The 25,229-nt window shown below is 52.1% G+C and carries 18 protein-coding genes; 10 read left to right on the forward strand and 8 right to left on the reverse strand.

Annotation, left to right across the window (positions count from 1 at the left end; genetic code table 11):
- Window positions 1–120 precede the first annotated feature (120 nt).
- Both BN3911_RS05620 and BN3911_RS05625 read left to right on the forward strand, forming a co-directional pair.
- Entirely contained in the window at window positions 121–1,965 is a 1,845-nt protein-coding gene (locus BN3911_RS05620) for a hypothetical protein (protein WP_066862551.1), read from the forward strand.
- Window positions 1,966–1,992: 27 nt separating this feature from the next.
- Window positions 1,993–3,312, forward strand: a complete 1,320-nt coding sequence (locus BN3911_RS05625) for a ComEC/Rec2 family competence protein (RefSeq protein ID WP_066862554.1) — start codon at window positions 1,993–1,995, stop codon at window positions 3,310–3,312.
- Between the two features lie 140 nt (window positions 3,313–3,452).
- On the opposite strand, the gene BN3911_RS05630 is transcribed toward BN3911_RS05625, so the two are convergent.
- The gene (locus BN3911_RS05630) at window positions 3,453–3,707 is read right to left on the reverse strand and encodes a hypothetical protein (protein ID WP_066862557.1); all 255 of its coding nucleotides are present in this window, start codon (window positions 3,705–3,707) and stop codon (window positions 3,453–3,455) included.
- Between the two features lie 88 nt (window positions 3,708–3,795).
- Here BN3911_RS05630 and BN3911_RS05635 point away from each other — a divergent pair, with 88 nt between their 5' ends.
- The 7 genes from BN3911_RS05635 to gpmI all read left to right on the forward strand — a co-directional run bounded on the left by BN3911_RS05635 (window position 3,796) and on the right by gpmI (window position 13,180).
- Window positions 3,796–4,329 (forward strand): tRNA (cytidine(34)-2'-O)-methyltransferase, encoded by a 534-nt coding sequence (locus BN3911_RS05635; RefSeq protein ID WP_066862559.1) that lies wholly within the window; start codon window positions 3,796–3,798, stop codon window positions 4,327–4,329.
- Window positions 4,330–4,372: 43 nt separating this feature from the next.
- Window positions 4,373–5,077, forward strand: a complete 705-nt coding sequence (locus BN3911_RS05640) for an ABC transporter ATP-binding protein (protein WP_066862561.1) — start codon at window positions 4,373–4,375, stop codon at window positions 5,075–5,077.
- A 100-nt stretch (window positions 5,078–5,177) separates the two neighbouring features.
- Window positions 5,178–8,702 (forward strand): FtsX-like permease family protein, encoded by a 3,525-nt coding sequence (locus tag BN3911_RS05645; RefSeq protein WP_066862564.1) that lies wholly within the window; start codon window positions 5,178–5,180, stop codon window positions 8,700–8,702.
- A gap of 80 nt (window positions 8,703–8,782) precedes the next feature.
- Window positions 8,783–9,298: a DUF4358 domain-containing protein gene (locus tag BN3911_RS05650; protein ID WP_187127689.1), complete on the forward strand. Its 516-nt coding sequence runs from the start codon at window positions 8,783–8,785 to the stop codon at window positions 9,296–9,298.
- A gap of 169 nt (window positions 9,299–9,467) precedes the next feature.
- The gene (locus BN3911_RS05655) at window positions 9,468–10,661 is read left to right on the forward strand and encodes a phosphoglycerate kinase (RefSeq protein WP_066862570.1); all 1,194 of its coding nucleotides are present in this window, start codon (window positions 9,468–9,470) and stop codon (window positions 10,659–10,661) included.
- Window positions 10,662–10,789: 128 nt separating this feature from the next.
- Complete coding sequence (tpiA, locus tag BN3911_RS05660; protein WP_066862572.1) at window positions 10,790–11,560, forward strand: triose-phosphate isomerase; 771 nt, start codon at window positions 10,790–10,792, stop codon at window positions 11,558–11,560.
- 108 nt (window positions 11,561–11,668) lie between these two features.
- A complete protein-coding gene (gpmI, locus tag BN3911_RS05665; protein WP_066862575.1) occupies window positions 11,669–13,180 on the forward strand; it encodes a 2,3-bisphosphoglycerate-independent phosphoglycerate mutase in 1,512 nt (503 codons plus the stop codon).
- A 95-nt stretch (window positions 13,181–13,275) separates the two neighbouring features.
- Here the strand turns inward: gpmI and BN3911_RS05670 are convergent, their stop codons facing one another.
- The 6 genes from BN3911_RS05670 to BN3911_RS05695 all read right to left on the reverse strand — a co-directional run bounded on the left by BN3911_RS05670 (window position 13,276) and on the right by BN3911_RS05695 (window position 20,472).
- Window positions 13,276–15,090 carry a hypothetical protein gene (locus BN3911_RS05670; protein ID WP_066862578.1) on the reverse strand — a complete coding sequence of 605 codons (1,815 nt, stop codon included), beginning with the start codon at window positions 15,088–15,090 and terminating at the stop codon, window positions 13,276–13,278.
- The gene (locus tag BN3911_RS05675; RefSeq protein WP_066862581.1) at window positions 15,077–15,613 is read right to left on the reverse strand and encodes an RNA polymerase sigma factor; all 537 of its coding nucleotides are present in this window, start codon (window positions 15,611–15,613) and stop codon (window positions 15,077–15,079) included. Before BN3911_RS05675 ends, BN3911_RS05670 begins: the two co-directional genes overlap by 14 nt.
- A gap of 317 nt (window positions 15,614–15,930) precedes the next feature.
- Window positions 15,931–17,751 (reverse strand): DUF4179 domain-containing protein, encoded by a 1,821-nt coding sequence (locus BN3911_RS05680; RefSeq protein ID WP_066862584.1) that lies wholly within the window; start codon window positions 17,749–17,751, stop codon window positions 15,931–15,933.
- The gene (locus BN3911_RS05685; RefSeq protein ID WP_082942129.1) at window positions 17,738–18,283 is read right to left on the reverse strand and encodes an RNA polymerase sigma factor; all 546 of its coding nucleotides are present in this window, start codon (window positions 18,281–18,283) and stop codon (window positions 17,738–17,740) included. Before BN3911_RS05685 ends, BN3911_RS05680 begins: the two co-directional genes overlap by 14 nt.
- A 105-nt stretch (window positions 18,284–18,388) precedes the next feature.
- A complete protein-coding gene (locus tag BN3911_RS05690; protein ID WP_066862587.1) occupies window positions 18,389–19,165 on the reverse strand; it encodes a DUF4886 domain-containing protein in 777 nt (258 codons plus the stop codon).
- Window positions 19,166–19,203: 38 nt separating this feature from the next.
- Complete coding sequence (locus BN3911_RS05695) at window positions 19,204–20,472, reverse strand: chloride channel protein (RefSeq protein WP_242871080.1); 1,269 nt, start codon at window positions 20,470–20,472, stop codon at window positions 19,204–19,206.
- A gap of 412 nt (window positions 20,473–20,884) precedes the next feature.
- On the opposite strand from BN3911_RS05695, the gene BN3911_RS05700 reads away from it, so the two are divergent.
- Entirely contained in the window at window positions 20,885–22,477 is a 1,593-nt protein-coding gene (locus BN3911_RS05700; protein WP_066862590.1) for a peptide ABC transporter substrate-binding protein, read from the forward strand.
- Between the two features lie 198 nt (window positions 22,478–22,675).
- On the opposite strand, the gene BN3911_RS05705 is transcribed toward BN3911_RS05700, so the two are convergent.
- The gene (locus BN3911_RS05705; protein WP_066862592.1) at window positions 22,676–25,024 is read right to left on the reverse strand and encodes an ABC transporter ATP-binding protein/permease; all 2,349 of its coding nucleotides are present in this window, start codon (window positions 25,022–25,024) and stop codon (window positions 22,676–22,678) included.
- Between the last annotated feature and the right edge of the window lie 205 nt (window positions 25,025–25,229).

The following is a 25,229-nucleotide window of genomic DNA, read 5'->3' on the forward strand; positions in this document are numbered from 1 at the left end:
AACACGCAAAATTCAAAAATTCTGCCGGATAATTTTTCCTTACCTGTTTTTCCTGCCTGAAAACTATGCTATAATGTCTTCTATCAAGTCGTTTTATCGGGTAATAGGAGCGTTTTAGTTATGGAAGCAATTACGACGAATGCCATGAGTTCCAGCCTTCTGGCGCGCAACGTATACTGCGTCTGCTTTACAGCCAGAGACAGCATGGATATATTTCACGGAGAATTTGCCGAGGCGCGAAAGAAATTCTTCACCGGCAACGGAAAGACGGTCCGGGTGGGCCAAAGGGAAATCGTCAAGGGTTTCGACGGAAAGCTGCAGGGAAAGCTTACACGCAGGTCTTTTTACTGGAAAAAAACCGCCCATAAGTCGGCTCCCTCAGGCAATAAAAAGGTTGCTCTGGAGGAATCCTTCGACCATAAGGGAGGAACCATGCTGGTGCTTCGGGATTTCCGGGGCATTATTACTGGGCGCATGTTTTTCGATAGAAGTCAGATCTGGCTGAAATCCGAGTACTATGAGCCGAGGGATTATTCCAACGCCCGGGTCATTTTCAAGCCCTGCGATACCTTTGACGCCGTGGAGCGGTTTGACTACGACCGGGAGAAAAAGAGGTATCGCTCCACCCTGCTCTACCCCGTACCGTATTTGCCGGGCAGTGCGGAGCAGAGCCTGCTCAACGCCCGCTTTGGAGAACCGCAGCTCATCCTCTCTACGGGAGAGGGAGATTTTTGTTACTGTCCTGAACAGGAGGCGGACAGCCGCAAAAATGCGCTGAAGGATATCGGAAACGGTTCCATCCTGCTGATGCCTGCCTGGGAGGTCAAAGACGGTTCCCTCACCGGTGAAAGCCAGGAAGAACCTGAAAGCGAGATCGCTTTCACAAGCCTGGAAGAATACGCCCGCATCCGTCCACCCGAGGAAACGGCTGTGGCCGCCGCGCCGGAAGCGGAATTGCTGCAGGACGAGACGGCGCAGCTACGCGCAGCGGCAGCCCGTGAGCATTCTCCAGAGCCCGAGAATCCGAAGTCAAACTGCACAGAAAAAGCAGAGCCGGACGCTTCAGAAATTTTGGAAGCCGCCCATAGCTTCGCAGCACAGAAGCCGCAGCAACCTGAAAAATCTTCAGAATCAGAGCGTGCCCGTCTCCCGGAAGCTCCGGAAGACCGGGAAATTCTGGACGCCGCCCATAAGGCCGCAGAATCAAAGGACAACGCCGGCAGGATGGAAAGCGAAAAATCCGCCGCTGCCTTCAAAGAAGCAGAACAGACGGCAGCAGTCCCGGTCACTGAAGAAGAATATCTGGAGGCAGAATCAGAAGGAGCTCCTTTGTCGGCGGAATCCGGAGCAGGGTACTGCGGTTCCATCTTGGACGGCAGAATTTCCGGCCGCGGCCGCACGGAACAGCCCAACGGTCTCACCGCATACGACGGAGACTACATGGACGGAAAACGCCACGGCTTTGGTTCCTATTATTATAAGGATGGCGCCCTCTGTTATGCGGGCTTTTGGAAGGACGACAGAAAGGACGGCGTCGGCGTCTCGTTTCGGAATTCTGACCACGCCCTGCACGTAGCTCCCTGGGAAGAGGGACGGCCCGGTAAATTTGCCTCCCTTTTTGATCGGTCCGGCAGCTTGCGTTATGCCGGCAGAATTGAAAATGGAAAGAAACAGGGCGTCGGCATCTCCTATAATGGAGAGGACGGCAGTGTTTTTGTGGGCAAATGGATGGACGGAGTTCCCACCGGCTACGGCACAGCCTTCGACCGTGAAGGCAATCTTCTCTACACCGGTATGTGGAAGGATGGGAAGCGCTGCGGAAGCGGGACAGAATTCGACGAAAACGGAGAAATCGTGTTTTCAGGCGAATGGAAGGATGGAAAATACCACAACGGTATCCTCTACAAAAAACTGACGAAAGACGAGCTGAGCGAGGCTTCGGGACAGGCGCCAGGCCAGTCCTGATCAGCCGGCTCCTGCGGAGGGCTTTTTATGCTGTGGATTGAACTGAACAATGTGGAATATGGAGAATGCATCGTGCTCGGCGGCAGGGACCGCAGTATCCTGATGGTCGATTGCGGCAGCATGAACCAGAAAGTCCGGGACGGAGACACCCCGTTGGACGTGCGTTTTGAATCCATAGCAGAGCGGTACGAAGACGCTATGGACCGCTTCTTCCTTCTCACACACTACCACCGGGACCATCTGTGCGGGCTGAAAAAGCTGCTGGACTCCCGGGAAGGCTATTTCAGCCGTGTATTTCTGCCCAGCATGCCTCTGGATTCCCACGGCATTCCGCTGCTGTTGGATTTTGCCATGTTCGCCTATCTTTTTCTGCCTCCGCAGACCGACTGTTCTCAGGTGAATACTTCCTGTATCCGTATCTTCCGCATGTTGGGCGAAAAACTGGGACCTGACCGGATTTTTACTCTCCGGGCGGGGGATTTGTTCCACTTCGACGGCGTAGACTACAAGGTTCTCTGGCCACGGGTGGAAGAATTTCCTTTTGAGGCGGAAGTCGCCTCGGCTGTTGAGGAGATGAATATTCTGTTTTCTTCTCCTTTCCTGCCTGAATGCGAACAACGATTTCTGGCGCTGAAGAATGATTTTCTCTCCCTCTATGTTAAGTGCTGCGAAGCATTTTCTGTTTCTGGCCGTGCGCTTCCGGAAAAACGCCGTCAGTATCTGGCAGGGCTGGATGAAACCCTGCGGGAAATCGAAGGGTTGAAGGCAGAGCTGAATCTCTGTCCCAACGCTCACGATGTACGGGAAATTTTGGAGCGTCCCATCAGCGCCACCTCCTATTCCGACTGTATCAACGCCGCCTCCGTTGTGTTCCACAATGTACGTGCCAGAGAGGCCAGCTTTGACGATATTCTGATGACCGGCGACGTGACTCCGGAGGTTCTGGAAAGTCTGCAGGACGAATTGTATGACGGCTATAATGTGCTGAAAGCGCCCCATCATGGCACTGCCTCCGGCTACTGCCGGCTGTTCTCCGAAATGAGCGCCGCCCATATTCTCATCAGCAACGGGGAATACCATGCGGGAGGTTCCGTGGCGCAGGAATATATCGACCTGCAGGATTCTGTGCGTCACTGCACCAACCACAATGCCTGCAAATGGTTCCAGACCTCCCAGGCCTGCTGCAACAGGCTTTCCTATTGCTATGACCAGGAGCCCGGCGCAGGATTAGTGATCAAATGCCCCGCCGCCACTGGAAGGCGTGCGGAACCCGGCTGCCAGATCCGTACTGTGGGCCCCTCCGGAGAGCACGCCTGCATCTGTGAGGACAGCGGCAGGCCTTACTAATACCAAAAATGAACAGACAGGGCGCAACCTGTCTGTTTCTTTTTGGGAAGACAAGTGGTATAATTAAGTGGCAAATCAGTGAAATAAAACGCATTTCTCTCTATGTACCGCCGGAGTTCCCTCCTGGCGGTTTCCAGCCGTCAGCGCAGCATTTTCTCCACATCGCCGATCAGGTTGCCCACTGTGTGCATGGCCTTCCCAGCATTTTTCTTCATGTGGCTTGCCTTGCGGTGGCCGCCGGCCATTGCCTTGGTACTGATTGCGGCAACCGTGACGCCTGCCAGCACTCCCATGCCGATTCCTTTTGCTACGTTCATTGTCTGTTTGTACATCGTATCGAACCTCCAAATCATGATTGTGGCGTTGAGCAGTTTTAAAACTGTGGACAATTTCATGGTTCCCGTCTCCTTCTTCCATTATGCGAGAAAAGTCCTTCCAAAAGGGCTTTTCTAAAATCTATTTTTTGAAAGGCCGTGTTTTCCTTTGGCATCTCTCCACATCGTTCTGGTGGAGCCGGAAATCCCCCAGAACACAGGCAATATAGCCCGTACCTGTGCCGTCACCGGTGCGGCGCTGCACTTAGTGGGTCCCATGGGCTTCCCTTTAGACGACAGAAAGCTTCGCCATGCGGGTTTAGATTATTGGAACCTTTTGACTCTTTCTCATTATGAAAGCCTTCCCGAATTTTTTGAAAAAAACAGCGGCAATTTCTTCTTTTTCTCAACGAAGGCACAGAAACGGTATTCCGACGTCTCCTACCCGGACAACAGCTATCTGTTTTTTGGAAAAGAATCCGCCGGACTTCCGGAATCCCTGCTGTTCGGACACCCGGATTCCTGTGTGCGCATTCCCATGCTGGAGGGCGCACGGAGTCTGAATCTTTCCAATTCCGTGGCCATCGGCGTGTTCGAGGTGCTGCGGCAGTGGGGCTTTCCAATGCTGCAATGCAGCGGCGAGCTGCGGCAGTTTGATTGGGCCGCCGCAAAATCAGCTCATCCGGATTCGGAATATCTGTGAGTTTTCTCACTTACATATAGAATCGGAACAGGAGGAATGTATCTTGTCTCATTTCATCGAATTTGAAGATGTCTGTAAATATTATGTCATGGGAGAAAATAAGATAACGGCGGCAGACCACATCAGTTTTTTTGTGGAGAAGGGAGAGTTCTGCATCATTGTAGGCCCTTCCGGCGCCGGCAAAACCACTGTGCTCAATATGTTGGGCGGAATGGACACCTGCGACGAGGGACGTATTGTGCTGGACGGGAACCTGATCAGCGAATACAGCCAAAAGCAGCTGACCACCTACCGCCGGTACGATGTGGGCTTTGTGTTCCAGTTTTACAACCTGGTACAGAACCTGACCGCCCTGGAAAATGTGGAACTTGCAAGCGAGATCTGCCGGGATCCGCTGGACGCCAGGGAAACCCTGACCGGCGTTGGGCTTGGAGAGCGGCTGCGGAATTTCCCCGCCCAGCTTTCAGGCGGAGAGCAGCAGCGTGTGGCAATTGCACGTGCTCTGGCCAAGAATCCGAAAATCCTGTTGTGCGACGAGCCTACCGGAGCCCTGGATTACAACACCGGCAAGGCAGTGCTGGGGCTGCTGCAGGACACCTGCCGGAATACAGGCCGAACGGTAATTGTCATCACCCACAACAGCGCCCTCACCGGTATGGCGGACCGCATCATCCGTATTAAAAGCGGCAAAGCTGTCTCAAATGAAGTGAACCTGCATCCTACTCCCGTTGAGGAGATCGAATGGTAGTTCCCACTTTTTACGACCGTACCGCATTTTTCAGGCTGCGTCTTTCAAATTCTTGGGAACAGAAGATTGCCGCAGCCCGGAGAAAGGAAATATTCCTTCCATGAACAAAACATACCATAAGACAGTGCTTCGTACCATCCGCAGCACCCTGTCCAGATTCCTGGCTATTTTTGCCATTGTTGCCCTGGGTGTCGGCTTTCTCGCCGGACTGCTGTCCTCCCCTGTGGATATGCGGTTTTCGGCAGACCATTATTATGACGAGGCAGACCTTTACGACATTAGAATTCTCTCTACACTGGGCCTGACCGACAGTGATTTGGAGGAAGTCCGGAAACTGGATGAAGTTGAGGCTGTCATGCCGGTGCATGACAGCGATTTTGTCCTGCTGTCTTCCGAAGGGGACTCCTACACCACAAGAATGCACAGTCTGCCGTCAGACACTGGAGACGGCAGCGCCGATTATCTGAACCGCCTGACCCTGGTGGAGGGCCGACTGCCGGAAAAGGCGGGTGAATGCGTGGTGCTGTTGAGCAAATCAATCGGGCAGCAGCACGAATGGGTGGGGCAAACGCTTACGCTTGACCCCGATGAAGAAGATTTGAAAGACCATGTTGCCAACACCTTCACCGTGGTGGGTACTGTAAAGGGTCCCGCCTATGTCTCCATGGAGCAGGAGCACACCACCGCAGGCAGCGGTAAGGTGGGGCTTCTGGCCTATACGGCGGATGACAGTTTTACCATGGATTATTACACCGGGTTCTACCTTTCAGTCCGCGGCGCCAAGGACATGAATTCCTTCGGCAGCGCCTACGAAGATGCTGTTGCTGCGGTGACCGATCAGCTGGAAACCCTGGGCAAAGACCGCTCTGCCATCCGTTATGAACAGATTGTAGACGATGCCAATGCCGAATTGGATGATGCCAAAGAGGAATATGCAGAAAAAAAGGCCGAGGCTGACCAGAAGCTTGCGGATGCCAAACAGGAACTGGACGACGGAGCCCAGGAGATCGCAGACGGTGAAAAGGAGCTTAAGGACGCCCAGTCCGCCATCGATAACGGTCAGGCAGAGTTGGATTCTAACCGAGCCTCCTATAATACCCAGATTGCCTCAGCCAGGCAGCAGCTGAACGATGGATATGCCCAAATTCAGAACTACCAGGCCCAGCTTGACGAGGGAAAAAAGCAGCTGACAGATGCGCAGGCGCAGCTGACGGAAGGCTATTCCCAGCTCTCTGACGGCGATGCCCAGTTGGAAGCCGCCAAGGCCCAGCTGGACGCCACCCAACAGAATCTTGACGGCCTGGACAGCGGCAAAGAGGCGCTCTGGCAGACGGCCGCCTCCCTGGGGCTTCCCGTCTCCGACACCACAGATGCAGGCGCTCTGGCTATGATTGCTCAGCTGCAGAGCTTGCTGGGCTCCGGGACAGAGCTGCCTATCCCACCGGAACAGGCAGCCGCTTTGGTGGAACAGCTCAGCTCTCTGCAGGGCGGGCTGCAGGCTTTGGCGGAACAGGGGCTGGATACCGTTTCGGCCCGAACCCAATTGGAAGCCGGGCTTGCAGAGTATGAGAAGAACCTAGCTGCCGCACAGGCTGCAAGAACACAGCTGGACGCCCAGCAGAAACTGCTGGATGACAAGTCAGCTGAACTTCAAAGCCAGCAGGATACTCTGAACGCAAACAGAGCGGAGCTGGATGCAAACGCCGCTGTATTGCAGCAGACCATCGACTCCACAGAAGCCCAGTTTAGCTCCGCTGAGGCAGAACTGGCAGATGCCCGGGCTCAGTATGCCGACGGGGTCCAGGAGCTGGCAGACGCCAAGCAAAAACTGGCAGACGGCCAGAAAGAATATGAGGAAAAGAAAGCGGAGGCTGAAGAGAAGCTATCTGATGCAGATGAAAAGATCAAGGATGCCGAGGCGCAGATCCGGGATATCGAAGAGGGTGAATGGTATCTGTTCACCCGGGATGACAATGTAAGTTTCTCCAGCTATGATTCCAATGCAGATAAAATCGCTGCCATCGCCACGGTGTTCCCTGTCTTTTTCTTCCTGGTTGCAGCACTGGTGGCCCTCACCACGATGACACGCATGGTGGAGGAAGAGCGTCAGCAGATCGGCACATTAAAGGCGCTTGGGTACTCCTCTGCAAAAATTGCGGGAAAGTATCTGTTCTACGCCGCCTTTGCCAGTGTGACGGGCAGTGTGTTCGGCCTTCTGGTGGGTATGAATCTCTTCCCCACCATCATCATCAGTGCCTACAACATCATGTATGACATCCCGAAGATTTTGACTCCTTTCAATTTCCCTTACGCCCTCTTTTCCTCTCTGGCAGCCATCGCCTGTACGCTGGCTGCCACCCTCAGCGCCTGCTGGGCCGAACTGAGGGAAGTGCCTGCACGCTTGATGCTCCCAAAAGCTCCAAAGGCCGGAAAACGGATTTTCCTGGAATATATCACGCCTATTTGGAGCCGCATGAAATTCACCCGCAAAGTCACGGCCCGAAATTTGATTCGATACAAGAAACGCTTCTTCATGACCGTGATCGGTATTTCCGGCTGTACGGCCCTGCTTGTGACTGGTTTCGGTATCAAGGATTCCATTTCCGACATCGTCTCCCTTCAGTTTAACGACCTGAGCAAGTACCAGTTAACCGTCGGCCTCAAGGATCCCAGCGCCCTGGAGGGACGGGATCTCCAAAAAATCCTATCGGACAAAGAACGTATCAAGGGCTCCCTCGCCGTCATGCAGAACGACGGAAAAATCGTGCCGAAAAAGGGAGACCCTGCAGACAGCATCACCATCTTCGTACCTTCCGACGCTTCCGCTCTGCCGGATTATTTCACCTTCCGCCACCGTACCGACGACCAGCCGGTCGCCTTTGATGAAAACTCCGTAATCATCACGGAGAAGCTTGCGGAGCGTCACCACCTCAAGGTCGGGGATACCATCACCGTGGAGAACCAGGCGGAAACAAAAGCCAGCTTTACCATTACAGATATTTGTGAAAATTATGTCTACCACTACCTCTATCTGTCCCAATCCGCCTATGAAAAGGCCTTCGGGGAGAAAATGGAAGAGAACGCCCTTCTCTGTCAGCTTCCGGTTGATGGCACACCCGAGGACGAGGACAGTCTCACCACAGACCTGCTGAAATGTCGCGATGTGGCGGGAGCCAGCTTTACCACGGAGCTGTCCAGAAGCTTCGGCAACACAATCGCCAGCATCAATTACATCGTAATTGTACTTATCATTTCTGCCGGAGCACTCGCCTTCGTGGTGCTTTATAACCTGACCAACATCAATATTACAGAACGGGAAAAGGAAATTGCCACCATCAAGGTGCTGGGCTTTTACGACAAGGAGGTCTCCTCCTATATTTACCGGGAAACCGCCGCCCTTACCATCATCGGTACTGCTGTAGGCCTCGTATTGGGCATTTTCCTTCACCAGTTTGTCATCCGCACTGCAGAGGTGGATATGGTAATGTTTGGCCGAGCCATTTACGCCCCAAGTTATTTGTGGGCTGCACTGCTCACCTTGCTTTTCAGTCTGCTGGTCAACCTTGTAATGCACAGAAAGCTGAAAAAAGTAAGCATGGTGGAGAGTATGAAAGCGCCGGAATGACAGGTTTGTTTTCCAAATTTTTCCGCAGCATGCATACAGAAGCTTTTCTGCTGCAGAAGTTTCAGGGAAGAAGGAATTTTATGACGCCAGAAAAATCGACTTATAAAAAATGGCTGGCCGTGCTGGGTACGGCTGCAATTCTGCTGATCGCGCTGATTCTTCTAATCTTCATGCGGCCCAAAACAGATTTAAATCTGAATGAGGTTTCCGACTGCCTGCTGAAAACCTCAGTCTATTCACAAGGGATGCAAGAATTAGATTTCTCTGAGCTGGAAACCCGCTGGGGCGTGTCTTCTTCCGGCTTTTCAGAGGGAAAGGCCTTTGTCGCTACGGACGGAACTTCACGGAAAATCCTACTGCTGCATGCCGTCGACAAAAAAAGCGCCGACAAGGCCGCCTCTGTACTGAGCCTCTACTGTCAGGACCTGATAGACCGCTATGATACGGATAATCCCGAGGAGGCTGCCCGGGTGAAAACCTATCAAATCCGCAGAACCCGAAATTATGTATTTCTTTTAATCGGAGACGGTACGACGGAGGCAGGCTCTGCTCTGGAGAGCTATTTCGACAAGATTCGCTACGATACCAAACAGTAACGCGCTTTCAAAGCAAAGCGGCTTTTGTTCAGGCCTTAGAAAATTGCTGATTCCCTGAGGATTTTGCAAAGTTTGGCTTGAAAAGAGCCGCGTTTTGCTGTACAATTGTTTCTGGTAATTTGTGCATTATTTCACAATCTCATATTTTTGATAAAGGAGTGCACTGAACATGAACTATCTGAACAAGAAGACCGTCGAAGATATCGACGTCAGCGGCAAAAAAGTCCTCGTCCGCTGCGACTTCAACGTTCCCTTCGATGAAAACGGCAATATTGCCGACCCCAAACGCATTAACGAAGCGCTGAAAACCATCAAATATCTGGTGGATCACAAAGCAAAGGTGATCCTTTGTTCCCATCTGGGCCGTCCGAAGGGCGAGTTCAATCCCAAGTATTCCCTGGCTCCCGTAGCAGAATATCTCTCCAAGGCCCTGGGCCAGGAAGTAAAGATGGCGAAGGACGTCATCGGCGAAAGCGCCAAGTCCATTGCCGCCTCTCTGCAGGACGGCGAAGTGGAGCTCATTGAGAACGTGCGCTTCCACAATGAAGAAACCAAGAACAACCCCGATTTTGCCAAGGAGCTTGCTTCTATGGCTGAAATCTACGTCAACGACGCGTTTGGCACTGCTCACCGCGCTCACGCCTCCACCGAGGGTGTTTCCCATTATCTGCCCTCTGTCTGCGGCTATCTGATCCAGAAGGAAATCACTGTAATGGGCGGCGCCCTGCAGGATCCCAAGCGTCCCTTTGTCGCCATTCTGGGCGGCGCCAAGGTATCTGATAAGATCGGCGTTATCGACAACCTGATCAGCAAGGTCGACACCCTGATCATCGGCGGCGGCATGGCATATACCTTCCTGAAGGCGCTGGGTCATCCCATCGGCACCTCCATCTGCGAAGAGGACAAGCTGGAGCTCGCCAAGACTACCATGGAAAATGCGGAAAAGAACGGCGTGAAATTCCTTCTGCCCCTGGACAACAAGGTGGGTAAGGAATACAAGCCCGACACTGAGTCCATGGCTGTCCCCTCTGACGATATTCCCGACGGCTGGATGGGACTGGATATCGGCCCGAAAACCATTGAATCCTTCACCGAAGCCATCAAGGGAGCAGGAACCGTGGTCTGGAACGGCCCCATGGGTGTTTCCGAATGGGAAAACTTTGCCGCCGGTACCATCGGCGTAGCAAAGGCCGTAGCTGAGAGTGGCGCTATTTCCATCATCGGCGGCGGCGATTCTGCTGCAGCTGTGGAGAAACTGGGTTTTGCAGACAAGATGACCCATATTTCTACCGGCGGCGGCGCTTCTCTGGAATTCCTGGAGGGCCTGGAGCTTCCCGGCATTGCCTGCCTCAACGAGAAATAAGACACACCGTAGGGCGGGATTTCTTCCCGCCCTTTCTGCTGTTAGGCAACATCCGTATTATTGTCCTATCCTCGGACCGGACAATCACATTTTCATTTATAATATCGCAATGGAAAGGAAATACTATCATGAACAAATCACTGAGAAAAGCTGTCATTGCAGGCAACTGGAAAATGAACAAGACCCCAACCGAAGCAAAAGAGCTCATTGCCGCCATTGCCCCCCTGGTAAAGGATGCGGGCTGCGACGTGGTGGCCTGCACTCCTTTTGTTGATTTGAGCTCCGCGCAGGAGGCCGCTGAAGGCACCAACATTCAGATCGGCGCTGAAAACTGCCATTGGGAGAAGAGCGGTGCTTATACGGGCGAAATTTCTGCCGATATGCTCGTCTCTATGGGCGTGAAGATCGTCATTATCGGCCACAGCGAGCGCCGCCAGTATTTCGGTGAGACCGACGTTACCGTGCAGAAGCGTGTACGCGCCGCTCTGGATGCCGGAATGACCGTAATCCTGTGCGTGGGAGAAACCTTGGAGCAGCGCGAGCAGGGCATCACCAGCGAACTGGTGGCCATGCAGACCAAGATCGCTTTGGGCGGCGTCTCCGCGGAAGAGCTCAAGCGTGTGATTATTGCCTACGAGCCTGTTTGGGCAATCGGCACTGGAAAAACCGCCACTGCAGAGCAGGCCAACGAGGTTTGCCACACCATTCGGGAAGTAATCTGCGAGCTGTACGGCAAAGCTTCCGCAGACGGGATCACCATCCAGTACGGCGGCTCTATGAACGCGGCCAATGCGGCGGAACTTCTGGCCCAGCCTGACGTAGACGGAGGCCTGATCGGCGGCGCTTCCCTGAAGCCCAATGATTTTGCAGTAATCGTAGAGGCAGCCACCAAGGGCTGATGCGCCCGCCGTACAGGAAGATGCAGGGTGAGATTATGAGCGCCCCGCGTCTTCCTTCCGTACATTTATTGCCGCGGAAATATATCTTCAGTAAAAAGGAGTGCCAGCATGAAAAAACCTTTGGTTTTGATGATTTTAGACGGTTTTGGTATTGCTCCCAAGGAGGGAAACGCCATTGCGGCGGCAAAAACGCCAAACCTGGATCGGCTTTTGAAGGAAAACCCGCTCACCCAAATCGGAGCCTCCGGTATGGACGTCGGCCTGCCGGACGGACAGATGGGCAACAGCGAAGTGGGCCACACCAATATCGGCGCGGGACGCATTGTCTATCAGGAGCTCACTCGCATCACCAAATCCGCGCAGGACGGTGATATGGAGAAAAATGAAGCGCTGCTGCAGGCCATGTCTGCCGCAAAGGAAAACGGTAAGGCGCTGCATTTTATGGGCTTACTCTCTGACGGCGGCGTTCACAGCCACAACAGCCATTTGTATGCCCTGCTGGAGATGGCAAAACATTTAGGTCTTGAGAAGGTATTCGTCCACTGTTTCCTGGATGGCCGCGACGTTCCCCCTTCCAGCGGTAAAGAGTATGTGGAGCAGCTCCAAAACAAGCTGCAGGAAATCGGCATAGGCAAAGTGGCCACCGTGATGGGCCGCTACTATGCAATGGACCGCGACAACCGCTGGGAGCGTGTGGAAAAAGCTTATGCCGCAATGGTCTACGGCGAGGGTGAAAAGGCGGCCTGTCCTGTCTGCGCAGTGCAGAATTCCTATGAGAAAGAAGTGACCGACGAATTTGTGCTTCCCACTGTGTGTGACGGCGCAGAACCGATTTCCGCGGGTGACTCGGTCATTTTCTACAACTTCCGTCCGGACCGTGCCCGGGAGATCACCAGGACGCTGGTGGATCCGGATTTCACCGGCTTCGAGCGAAAAAAAGGGTTCTTCCCTGTTCATTTTGTGTGCATGACACAATACGACGCCACCATGCCCAATGTGGATGTAGCTTACAAGCCCCAATCCCTGAAGAATACCTTTGGCGAATATATTTCCGATAAGGGCCTTACCCAGCTTCGCATTGCAGAAACTGAGAAGTACGCCCATGTGACCTTCTTCTTCAACGGCGGTGTGGAAAAGCAGTATCCTGGAGAGGACCGTATCCTGGTCAAATCCCCCGCTGTGGCAACCTATGATCTGCAGCCTGAAATGAGCGCCTATGAGGTGACCGATAAGATGGTGGAAGCCGTCAGGTCCGGCAAGTACGACGCGTTGATCCTCAACTATGCCAACTGCGATATGGTAGGGCATACCGGCGTGTTTGAAGCTGCCGTCAAAGCGGTGGAAGCGGTGGACACCTGTGTGGGCCGCGTGGCGGAGGCTGTTAAGGAAATGGACGGCTGTATCCTGCTTACCGCCGACCATGGCAACGCTGACAAGATGGTGGACGACGACGGAACCCCTTTCACCGCCCATACCACCAATCCTGTGCCTTTCTGCGTAATCAACCATCCCTGTGAGCTGCGTGAGGGCGGCCGTCTGGCCGATATTGCCCCAACCATGCTCAAGGTATTGGGCCTGCCCCAGCCGGAAGAGATGACGGGAGAGAGTATCATCAAATAAGAACGGCATATAAAAAAACTATGGCGCTATCTTTTCTGATAGCGCCATAGTTTTTTTTCAGTTGGCAAAATCCCAATGAAATCCGGCCGTTTTCTCTAAGGCTCCGCACCTGTATCACCGGGTGGGGTAAAAAAGTGCATCGGCCGTTCATAGGAAGAGTAATCAAAGAGCACTTCCTCTGTTTCTGTATTTACAATCTGGTAATTGGCAAGGCTGACTAAATCATATCCACTGTCATCTAAATCGCCTTCAAAATATGCGCTTGCGTGATAAATACGTTTGACGGCATCCGTCAACCCACACTTTTCGGGATCGATATCCTCCACCCGCAGATCGGATTCCTCCCGAATCGTCATGTAGCCGGTTTCCGTATCCACGCTGTCCTCCGTCCTGCAGAGAGGCACTGTTTGATAGAGTTCGCCCTGTATATAGAAACGGACCTCATAGGGAAGCTCTCCATCCGTATCGGAATAGAAGAAGACTGTCCACCGCAGCGGGGATGGTTTACTGTCCGGCTCCGCTGACTCTTCTTCCTGAAGGCAATCCCTGCCGAAACCGGATTGGATTTGGTGGTCAAACATATGATCCACAAACTGCGGACCAGCCGTCATGGTGGCTGTGTAGTCTGAAATGGAGAACTTTTCATATCCCCTTTCCAGATAGGTTTCCGTGGCAGCTACCTCTCCCGTATTTAAATCCACGGTAAACTCGGCGAACACACAGGCCCCTATTACGCCTCCGTCCACGTAGGGGAAAACGGTTTCCTGGGAATAGGTATTATACAGTGTGACGATTACCTGTCCTGCTGTAGATGGAACACCAGAAAAAGCCGCCGTATGGCTGATTACCTCTCCCGGAAAATACGTACCGGGTTCCGGCCATTCATTCGCTTCTGCGGCATAATACAGTTCCCCGCCGTCCTCCGTGCGCGCTTCCACATGTACCAGTTCTCCTGTCCTGGACAGCGGCGTCTGCAGGATCGCCGGGTAGGAGAGCTTCGCTTTGAAGTAAAGCGGCGTGCTTTCAAACCCCACGAAGGTGATGCCGTCAGCTGTCGAAGCCGACTCTCCGCTCCGGTTCGCTGTGGTGTCGGCGGTCACTTCAAAAGAAAATGCGACCGGTTCCTCGGTTATCATCTCCGACTGAGAAGTGACGCCCGTGGAATAATCACCCTTTATTCCCCATAGCGTATCCAGACGAAGCTCCACCGCAAGCTTTTGCCCATTTTCCGCCGGAAATGGAAGCTCAATGCAGATATTGTGGCAGTCAAAGCCATTTTCCTCTCTGTCAAACGTGATTTCCGTCAGCAGTTTCGCTTTTTGACCATTTACCGTGACAGAGTATTCTTCATTTTTCGGATCATTCGGATCAATATACGGTGACAGCCAGACAGCGGACAACAGGCCGGCATCCTCCGTTTCCAACCTCAGGCTGACATTTATGCAACTGCCTTCACAGAAGGCGTCAGTCAAAGAGATACGGTACGGCGCTTCAGACTCCAGGATCTGACGCGGTTCTTCCGGAGAAGAGGAGACTGACGTATCTTCTTCCCCGGACAAGCCTTTGTTGAACGCCTGAAACAGCCCTCCCATCCCAGGCAGTGCTTCTGTAAGGGACGGCTGCGTCAAATTCAGAACAAATAGGAAGACAAGGGCAAGTGCAGCCAGGGAGAAGCAGAGCTTCAGCACAGGCCTTCTCCGGCGCCTGACCGTGGGCTCAGCCTCCAGCAGTTCTCCAGCCTGGGAAATATCGCTTTCCGCTTCCAGACCAATTTTCTGAGTCCGAGAACTTGTGCCGGGTTGTTCCTCCAGCATCGCACTGAGCGCATCAAACCTTTGGTCCGCCCAAATAGTCATTCTGGGATAGGGCAGCGAACTTTCCAGAATTCGTTTGATCTCATTCTTTTTCATAACGCACCTCCGCTCTGTATTGCTCGGCAAATCGCTTCCTGCCGCGGGTCAGCCTCATGCGCACCGTCCCCGGGGTCAGGACCAGTATCCGGGAGATTTCCCTCACGGAAAGATCTTCAAAATAGAAAAGCTGCAACAGCAGCCGGTCATCCTGTGAAAGCCGGGAAAGCGTTTCGCGCACATCCAACGGCGTATCCAGGTCTGATTCTTCCGCCTCCTCTTCCTCGAAAAACTCTGCCGGGACCTCCCGCTTTTCTTTTCTTATATAGCTACAGCAGTTGTTAATCAAAATCCTTGTCATCCAGCTTTTAAAATAGGCAGGCTTTTTTAAGCTGCCCAACTTTTCCCACATAGAGAGCACCGTATCCTGAATGGCATCCATTGCATTATTTTCATTGTGGGTAATCGCCATGGCTGTGGCATACAGGGTTTGCCGGTAGAACCCGATCAGCGTCGTGAATGCCTGCCTGTCCCCCTTTCGTGCAGCCTGTATCAGAACCGCTGTCTTTGGTTTCTCCACCATTCGCCGCCTCCCTCCTTCTTCCTCTTTCGTTAATTAGATGGACAACAGTTCTGAAATGCAACATTCCACACCAAAAAAATTCCTTCCAATGGAAAAAACATTTCAGCCGGTTACTGAATCCATGCTGAAAAGCAGCGGAGAGCAACCTTCCACAAAGGAAAATTGCTCTCCGCACATCCTGATTTTCATAAAGAAAGGGAACCGTTCCTATCGTAGCACGTGTTTCAGCCTATGGCAACAACACAATTCCAAAGAGGGCCTTCACAACAAATGACGGCAGATCTGAAATGGATCACCTGCGGCAGTCCTTTTGTCCGTTACTCCTCCAAATCCTGAGGCCTGATGTAATGAATTGGACGTTCATAGTTTTCATGGTCAAAGACCACCTCGCCGGTTTCCGCGTTAAGAATCCGGTATGACATGAGCTCCGGATCGCCATAATGCCAGAAATGTTGTTTCAGGCTCTGCTCCCGATTCAGATAGAAGCATGCCGTATACTCACGTTTGATACTGTCCACATATCCCAGGCCGAACTGCTCCTTTTCCAAGACGCAATTGTCTACATTGACACCCCACTCTTCCCGGAGGGTCCGATACCCGGTATCGGTTGGGATACTATCCTCCTGCTCCTGCAGAGGGATGGTCAACGCAATCTCGTCTCCCCAGTGGAACTCCACCTCTAAGGGAAGCGGCTCCTCCGTGTCGGCATAAAAGGAAACAGTCCATTCGCCCTGCATTTCTTCCTCCACATATTCCTCGTCCGGGCCGGTCAGTCTGCCATAGCCGAAGCTTGCCGTGGGCAGGAAAACATGGTTTTGGAATTCAGGACCCGCTTTGAGAATTTCCAGATATTCCTGGATGGGCAGTTTTTCATACCCCTCCTCTACATAGTTTTCTGTGGCAGCAGCCTCTCCGGTTTCCAAATCCAGAGTAAATTCGGCAAACACACAAGAACCGATCACACCGCCGTCCACCCAGTCCCCAATAGATTCCCCTCTGGGCTGATTGTTATACAGCGTGATTATCACCTGCCTGGTTCCCTCCGGCACGCCGGAAAAGGATGCCGTATGGGTGACGGTATCTCCCACCGACAGTTCTTCAGCAGAAGGGCTCGCCCCGTCTTTTCCGGAAACACGGTCTAAAAGCGTACCGTCCTCCGTATGGGCCTCCACCCAACCAAAGTCTGGAAAATCGTACACCACTCCTCCAATGCAGGGATAGGAGAGGGTCGCTCGAAAACAGGAGGGCGTGCTCTCATAACTCTCAAAGGCGACGCTGTCCACTGTGACGCCTGCCTCTCCCTGGGTATTCCTGCTGGTATCCGCCGTAACGTCGAAGGAGAGAAGCACAGGCTCCGTGATCTCCACCTCTGGCGTCGTCTCGTTGGGATACGCACGCATTACAGTCCCTTCCCTGAGTCCACGCAGTGCGTCGATTTGAAGCTCCACGTGGAGCTTCTCCCCTTCGGCTGCCTCATGAGGCAGCCGAATTACGGCGGCACATTCAAAGATTTCGCCCTCCTTTGTGAAGATGATCTCCTTTGTCATCTCGGCCTGTTCCCCATTGACCGCCGCTGAATATTCCTTTCGGTAGCCCTCAAGAGCCTCGTCGTAATGGTAGACGGTAGAAAGCCATTTGGCGGAGTTTATCCCCTCATCCGCCGATTTCAGCTGGAGGGACAGAAAAATATTTTCCCCTTCACTGTAAGCTTCCCGCACAGTGATTTCACAGGACTTTGAACCCGATGTCACATTGACCGGCTGAATGAGATTTTCATAGGTAGGAAGGTTGGAGCCCAATCCGAATTTGTAATTTAGCGTCCTGAAAATACCGCCCAATCCTGGAATACTTTCTGCCAGCGCAGGAAAGGCGGAATTCAGAAGCACTAAAAACAGGAACGCGGCCGCCACAGAAGAAAGGGAAACAGCCATTGTCCGCAGTCCCCTGTGCTTTCTGGCCTTACTGAAAACAGCCTCTTCCTTCCAGCCTTCTTCCGAAGCCTGACGCCGTGCATCACCGCGCTCCGCACAAGGGCGTAACGCCAGATAGGCTTTCTCGAAGGCAATATTGGCCCGGTCTGTCAGCTGAGGATAGGGGAGTTCACTTTTTACCAACTCTCTGATTTCATGATCGTTCATATTGCGCCTCCGTTTCATATTGCTCAAGAAACCGTTTTCTGCTGCGGGAGAGTCTCATCTTTGCCGCATTTGGCGTGATAGAGAGTATCTGTGCGATCTGCCGCAGGGAAAAATCTTCGAAATAAAATAGCTGCAGGATCAGACGGTCGTCCTCCGAAACCCGCTGAAGAGCTTCCCTCACGTCAAGGGAGGTATCCCATTCCCTCTGTTCCTGCTCCTCTTCCCTGAGAATCTCTGAAGGCATCTCTCTGCAGCCTTTCCGCATCAGGCTGCAGCATCTGTTCACCAAAATCCGGGTCATCCATGTTTTAAATAAATCCGGACGCCTGAGCGTGGAAAGCTTTTCCCATAAAATGAGAATCGTATCCTGAATCGCATCCAATGTGTCGTTCTCATTGTGAGTTACCGCTACAGCAGTGGCATACATAGAACGGCGGTACAGGTCGACCAACTCTATAAATGCGCTCTGATCCCCATTTACCGCCCTGCGCACCAGCTTTGAACTACCGACTGCGTTTCCGATGACTCTCACCTCCTTCTTTAGATTTCTTATACAATAGACCTTTCCCACAGAAAAAAGGTAACAGTCCGGCAGAAAAAAGCAGAAAGCTCCGGTTTTATCGGAGCTTTCTGCTTTTCATGCATCGCCGCCATGGCAAATTTTATGCACCGTTTCCCTGATCACCTGCAGCGCCGCTGGATCAGGCGCTTCCACCGGAACAAGGGGTGTCTGGGGCAGATAATCAATGCTTCTGATATCTTTTTGAAGCAAGGCCTCCACCCAGGCCGCACCCAAGAGGTACCGGCCATAGAGATAATCCATATGGTAACCGTCCCGGCAAAGGGAACGCCCTCCCTCCTGATAACGGAAGGGCGGCAGTCCCCGTACCTCCTGAATGATGTCGCCGCTGGGGATCAGAGGGAGTTCCAGTTCACGGGCGATCCCTTCATAGGCCTCACTCAGCCTTCGATACATCTCCGCCTGGTCCTTATGATACCGGGAAAATTCAGGATGATTGCTGTCAATTTCGTAGGCCCAGGTTTTCTGCAGATAGAGCCGGGCTTTCGGGCAGTGGTTACGGACATAGTCCGTAACCAAACGGGCATAGGGGCGGTAGGTCTCCGGCAAGCCGCTGTCATGGCTGGCCTGGTGGGTCACAATAAAATCCCAATTCTCTTCTTCCAGCGCTTCCCGGATTGAAATCATGCGCTCTGTAGGAATGCCGTTAAGTTCATAACGGTACGCGGCAGCATCCGCCTGAATGTTCTGCCAATGGCGTTCCAAAGGACATCCCCCGATATAGAGATTTACCACCTTGACTTCCACACCGCCCGCTTCAGCGATTTGATGGATATAATGGGTAGAATCTGTGGAAAAGCTGTTTCCAATGGCAAGTATATTGAAATCGTTCATTGAGATACCCCTCTTTCCTTCCGCACAGCTGCGCGGTACTATTTTGTGTTTGCGTCAATAATTTGCTGCTTAATTTTCGAGAAGACAATCTTTTGACTGCTGTACAACCCGAAATAGCCGGAAAGCACATAGCTCACCGCTATGGCAATGGCGAAAAGCGGCAGGTTTAGGGTGCCGAACAGCTCTACGGCCAGAAAGATGGATGCAATCGGGCAGTTGACCACCGAACAGAACAGGGCCACCAAAGCAATGGCGGCGGCAAAATCCGGATCCAACCCCAACAGCGGACCCATCATACAGCCGAAAGTTGCTCCTACAAACATGGTGGGGACAATTTCGCCCCCCCGAAATCCCACGCCCACACAGAGGGCTGTCAGCAGAATTTTCAAAAGAAAAGCGGCAGGCTTTACATTGCCGTTCATGGCATTCTGAATAATATCCGTACCTGCGCCATTATAGTCATAGAGCCCAAAAACCGTGGTGAGCACCGCCATCAACAGGCCTCCCAAAGCAATGCGCAGATAGGGATTCCGAAACAATTTCCCAGAAAAATGGGTAGCAGAGTGTATCGCCACACAGAACAGGATTCCCACCAGTCCGCACAGTGCCGCCAGGCCGGTCACCTGCAGGAAAGAAGCTGTCGAGAGTTCTGGTATTTCGTTGACCAATGTAAAAACCAAAGGCTTTACTCCCCAAAGCCCTGCAGTGACAAAAGCACTGTAGGAAGCAATGATGCAGGGAAGGAAAGCATTGTAACGGATCGCCCCCACGCTGATAACCTCCAACACGAAGATGGCGGCTGTCAAAGGCGTACCGAACAATGCGGAAAAGCATGCCGTCATCCCACACATAGCCAGTACCCGCACATCATCCTCATCGAAGTGCAGCAGTTCTCCAAAATTGTGGCCAATACTTCCCCCCAACTGAAGGGCCGCGCCCTCTCGGCCTACAGAAGCGCCGAACAGATGAGACAGCGAAGTTCCGGCAAAAATCAAAGGCGCTAAAAATGCCGGAACATGCTCATTGGTGCTCACCGATTCAATTATGAGGTTGGTGCCTGCTCCAAAGCTCACCTTGCACAGCCGGTAAAGCAACAGTGTCAATATTCCTGCCAGGGGCAAAAACCAGACCATCCATGGATGGCCCATTCGGAATTCCGTGGCAAAATCAATCGTTTTGTGAAACAGCGTGCCTACAGACCCGCAGATTCCTCCCAGAACAACAGCCGCCAACACCCATTTCAAAAAGGCTAAAAAATAGCGCAGTACGCGCTTTGCCATTTCCAGTGCTTCCTTTCTCTCTTCCAAAGGTCTTTCCTCTCCTTCCAGGGGAGAGCAGCTTCCATACTGTATCTCCCTGAACAAAATCCGGAGTCGATTATACCGCAAACAGTCAAAATCCGCAAGCCGTCCACTTCTATATTCTCTTTTCAGTCACAGCGTACAAATATTCTGGAGAGCTCAAAATTATATTTCAATATAAGAACTATAAACTTACCGCTGCTGTGTATACTAGAAAAATAATGATCTTAATCTTCTGATAAATTGGAGAGCTGATAGTAGCGGGTCTGATCCCAAATCTCAAGCCCTCCCGCCTCTTATTTCTATTTAAGTAATCCATTTGGCCGTTTTATAAGGGCAGTATTAAAAACTTGGTTGCTCTTTTGAAACGGTACAGTTGTTGCCTTTTTCGTTTCATTCTGTAGAAGGAGGTGCTGCCTTGAAACGTTTCCTCAACGCGATAGTTTGTCTCTGTCTCCTGTGCAGTTTATGGGGCTGCGGAGACGGCGGCTTTAAAAGCGATATGAGCTTTACCTATGTGCTCGCCCAGAATATCTCCTCACTGGATCCTCAAACAGCCTCGGGAACAGCGGCCGGCGCCGTGCTGGACTCCCTCTTTGAAGGGCTCTGCCGGATTGATGCCGAAGGCAAAACACAGCCCGGTGTTGCAAAAAGCTGGGATGAAAACAACGATTCTACTGTATTTACCTTCCACCTAAGAGGCAATACCAAATGGAGCGACGGCAGTCCGGTTGTTGCAGACGATTTCGTTTTCGGTATCACCCGTGCCCTGACAGCCTCGACAAATACGCCCTCTGTCGACGATATGTTTGTCCTGAAAAACGCCAGGGCGGTCTACGCCGGAGAATTGGAGCCGGAATCGCTGGGTGTTACCGCCAAGGATGACCGCACGCTTGTGGTGGAACTGGAGAGGAGTTATCCCGATTTTCCCGCACTGACAGCAGGTATCCACTACATGCCCTGCAGCCGTTCTTTTTTTGAGCAGAGCGCCGGCCATTACGGACTTTCCTCGGAATACCTGATCACAAATGGACCTTTTGCCTTTACCAACATCTATTCTTGGAATACAGATTATGGGAAACGGTCTATTTCTCTCTCCCGTTCAGAATACTACAGAGGCGACCACAACGTTGTGCCCTCCGATATAACATATCTGATCGATTACAGCTCTAAAATCGATACAGATCCCATTGCCGCTCTAAAGGAGGGCGCCGTAGATATTCTTTCGCTTCCCGAAGACACCGCTAAAGCTGCGGCAGATCAAGGCTGCGGCGTTATGGCGCTGGATGACGCAGTGACAGGCCTGCTCCTCAACCCACAGGCAGATTCGCTGAAAGAGACGAGTGTACGGGAAGTTTTCCTTAAAACTCTGGATCGTGGGGATTTGCTCTCCCGCCATACCAATACGGTGCAGGGCACCGGGGAAGCCAGCGGTATCATGCCGGATTGTGTTCGCTGGGACGGCGAACCCTATTATGCGGAGGGGGAACAGTTTTTTCAGAAGCAGGACGATTCTATCGATCTCAATGCACTGCTCCGCTCTCTGGAGCTTGAAAAGCTGCCCAGCATCACTGTCATCTGCCCCAATGACGAGGATTCCGTCAATGTAGCCAACGGTATGCTGGTGGCGTGGAACAACAAATTGGACAACGCCTTTAATATCCAGCCTTTAAGTGAATCAGAATTTCAAAGCAGAATCTCCTCTGGCGATTATGAAGCCGCTCTCTACACCCTGCGGGCTGGAGGAACTACGCCCTACGATGTGCTGAAGGCTTTTGAAAGCACGGCAACCCCAAGCCTTATGCAGGACACCTCCTATGACAGCGCCCTGCACAGTTTGAACTTCGACCTTTCCTCCTATCGGAATTTGGAATCTTTTCTGCTTGACGCCTGTATTTTTTATCCTATTTTCCGGGACAACACCTATTTTGTCACCAATCCCAATGTGCGGGGGATTACTGTTTCCCCTGATCTGGGCGTAAATTTTTCTCAGGCAAGAAAGAAGCCTTGACAAAGTATCACCGCTTCTGTTCCAGACGCAGAAAAACCTCCGTTCGCAGTTTCACCCTGCGGCCGGAGGTTTTTCCCATTTTGTTTTCTCTGTTCAAGTACATCCAAAAATTCTTTCTCCGAAGCCAAAACCATCCCTGGCTGCTCAATTAGAAAATTCAGAAAAAGTTTCTACCGCATCCTGGAAAACGCTTCCCTATCATTCAGAACGCAGCGCTTCCACAGCATCCTTCTTCGAGGCAATCCTTGCAGGAATATGACCACCCAGCATGGTGAGCACCGTGCTCACCGCCACCAACAGCACTGCGTGCAGCAGCTGCAGATGAGCAACTCCGGCAAGCCCCGTCATGTTCTCAATAATCACATTGATCGGGAAGGTGAACAGCCAGGCAATCACCACGCCCAGCACACCGGAAAACAGACCCAACAGGAAGGTTTCTGCGTCAAACACATGGGTGATATCCCGCTTCCTGGCGCCCAGCGCTCGGAGGATACCAATTTCTTTGGTGCGCTCCAGCACGGACGTATAAATGATAATGCAGATCATGATCATGCTCACCACAAGAGATATGGCGGCAAAGGCGATAAGCACTACCGTAATTCCGTCCATAATGCTTCCGGTCATATTGGAAATCGTCTCTACCATATCCGTGTAGACCACCATATCTCCGTCGTCCTTCCCCATGTTCCAGGCATCCAGATAGGCGATCACCTCATCCTTGCTTTCAAAGGAATTGGGATACATCATGATCATATAAGGAGTGGAGTCTCCTCCCAGGTAGGCAAGAAACTGTTTCTTACCATCCGCATCCAGTTCTTCCTGGGTCATTACATTTCTGTCGCTGTCCCGCTGAGCCTTGACAATTTCGGAGCTTTCCTGCAGTTCGATCACTTTCTGCGTCAGCTCATCGCTGTAGGCCACGCCCGCAGACAGCACGCCTACGCCGGCGTCCCTGCTGATCCGGACGATTCCAGAAATCCGCACTGTGATCCCTCGATCAGAATCGTACATCGCCTGATAGTCCTCACCGGGCAAAAAACCGTACTCAGTCTTCACATAGTAATCATCATTTGAGACGATACGGAACTCCGTTCCCACAATATCGGCAAATTTCACAGATTCCCTTCCGTCAATAGGAAAGCCCAGATTTTTGAGGATAGTTTGATCCAGGGTATTGTCCTTGCCGACCACCAGCACCATATCTTCAGGGGAATCTGGATATTCTCCGGCCAGAAGCTCATAATTTTGTTCCAGATAGGAATCTTCCTCCTGAAGCTGCCGGGGGAAAGAGGAAATCCCCATACTTTCCATCCCGCTCATCATGGCGTTTCCTCCGCTTTCCGACCCGCCGGAGGAACTGGAAAACGTGACGGGGACAGCGCCCTCCTCCGTCTCCCGCAGCAGATTCATGTTGACAATACGTGTCAACCCCACACTGGAACAAACCGACGGATCAATTTGTGAAAGATAATTCAGATACTCCTCTGAAAAGACGTTGGTATGCTGCTTAATGGTACTGGAAGGATCTTTTAAATAGACTTCCTGAGAATCCGCGTAGCCGTCATCGTCCAGATTCTGTCTTTGACCCATTTCCTTTCGCATCTGCTCCAAATCCATTTCCGCCGTATTCTGCGTGATAAGCACTGGGAACTGCGCCATCGCATCCCGCTGGAAATCATCGATCGTCGTACGGAAGCCGGAAGACAGGCTCAGGATAACGGCAATTCCGATAATGCCAATACTGGAGGCAAAGGAGGTGAGGAAGGTACGCCCCTTTTTTGTTTTGATATTGTTGAAGGAGAGGTTCAGGGCGGTGAGAAAGTTCATGCTGGTTTTTCGCAGCTTGAAGCTGTCCGGCTTTGGCCGCTCCTGGTGGGGATGGGAATCGGAGACTATTTTGCCGTCCTGGAACCGGATGATCCTGTCTGCATACTCCTCCGCCAGCTGTGGGTTGTGGGTGACCATGATAACCAGACGCTCGCCGGAGAGTTTTTTAATCAGATCCATAATCTGCACGCTGGTAACTGTATCCAGCGCGCCGGTAGGTTCGTCACACAACAAGATTTCCGGGTCGTTGGCCAGCGCACGGGCAATGGCGACCCGCTGCATCTGCCCTCCGGAAAGCTGGTTAGGCCGCTTGTGCAGATGGTCTTTCAAGCCCACCTGCTCCAACACATCCAAAGCCCTTTTGTGCTTTTCCGCCTTAGACACACCGGACAGAGTCATGCCAAGTTCCACATTGGCCACAACGCTCAAGTGGGTAATCAAGTTGTAGCTTTGAAACACAAAGCCCACCGAATTATTCCGATAGGCATCCCAATCGCTGTCTTTAAAATCCTTAGTCTTTTTGCCCTTGATGATCAAATCGCCGCTGTCATACCGATCCAGTCCGCCGATAATATTGAGGCAAGTAGTTTTGCCCGATCCGCTCGGCCCTAAAATAGCCACGAACTCTTTTTCCCGAAATGCTACACTTACATCATCCAAAGCCTTGGTTTCCACAGTGCCCACATGGTAAGTCTTTTTAATATGCTGCAGTTCCAGCATGGCGCGCTCCTTCTCCCTAATAAGGTTCAACGTAATTTCTTTTTTCTAATTTAGTATTATTTTAACATAATATAACCGGAATATGAAAGGACCGTAAACAATTTGTAAATGCCGGAAAAAACAGGAGTTCCGGATGTAAGGAATCCTTTTTCCGCCGCTTTTTCACTTTTCCCTTGCAAATTCTCCGGATAAAGGCTATCATGAA

It is taken from the genome of Neglectibacter timonensis (assembly GCF_900048895.1).
In the GTDB taxonomy this organism is placed as follows: domain Bacteria; phylum Bacillota; class Clostridia; order Oscillospirales; family Acutalibacteraceae; genus Acutalibacter; species Acutalibacter timonensis.

Excerpts from the sequence above, each read along its gene's own strand:
- BN3911_RS05620 (WP_066862551.1), top strand. The coding sequence starts at position 121 with ATGGAAGCAATTACGACGAATGCCATGAGTTCCAGCCTTCTGGCGCGC.
- gpmI (WP_066862575.1), top strand. The coding sequence starts at position 11,669 with ATGAAAAAACCTTTGGTTTTGATGATTTTAGACGGTTTTGGTATTGCT.
- BN3911_RS05655 (WP_066862570.1), top strand. The coding sequence starts at position 9,468 with ATGAACTATCTGAACAAGAAGACCGTCGAAGATATCGACGTCAGCGGC.
- BN3911_RS05650 (WP_187127689.1), top strand. The coding sequence starts at position 8,783 with ATGACGCCAGAAAAATCGACTTATAAAAAATGGCTGGCCGTGCTGGGT.
- BN3911_RS05680 (WP_066862584.1), bottom strand. The coding sequence starts at position 17,751 with ATGAACGATCATGAAATCAGAGAGTTGGTAAAAAGTGAACTCCCCTAT.
- BN3911_RS05705 (WP_066862592.1), bottom strand. The coding sequence starts at position 25,024 with ATGCTGGAACTGCAGCATATTAAAAAGACTTACCATGTGGGCACTGTG.
- BN3911_RS05630 (WP_066862557.1), bottom strand. The coding sequence starts at position 3,707 with ATGAAATTGTCCACAGTTTTAAAACTGCTCAACGCCACAATCATGATT.
- BN3911_RS05675 (WP_066862581.1), bottom strand. The coding sequence starts at position 15,613 with ATGGTGGAGAAACCAAAGACAGCGGTTCTGATACAGGCTGCACGAAAG.
- BN3911_RS05670 (WP_066862578.1), bottom strand. The coding sequence starts at position 15,090 with ATGAAAAAGAATGAGATCAAACGAATTCTGGAAAGTTCGCTGCCCTAT.
- BN3911_RS05645 (WP_066862564.1), top strand. The coding sequence starts at position 5,178 with ATGAACAAAACATACCATAAGACAGTGCTTCGTACCATCCGCAGCACC.
- BN3911_RS05690 (WP_066862587.1), bottom strand. The coding sequence starts at position 19,165 with ATGAACGATTTCAATATACTTGCCATTGGAAACAGCTTTTCCACAGAT.
- BN3911_RS05625 (WP_066862554.1), top strand. The coding sequence starts at position 1,993 with ATGCTGTGGATTGAACTGAACAATGTGGAATATGGAGAATGCATCGTG.
- tpiA (WP_066862572.1), top strand. The coding sequence starts at position 10,790 with ATGAACAAATCACTGAGAAAAGCTGTCATTGCAGGCAACTGGAAAATG.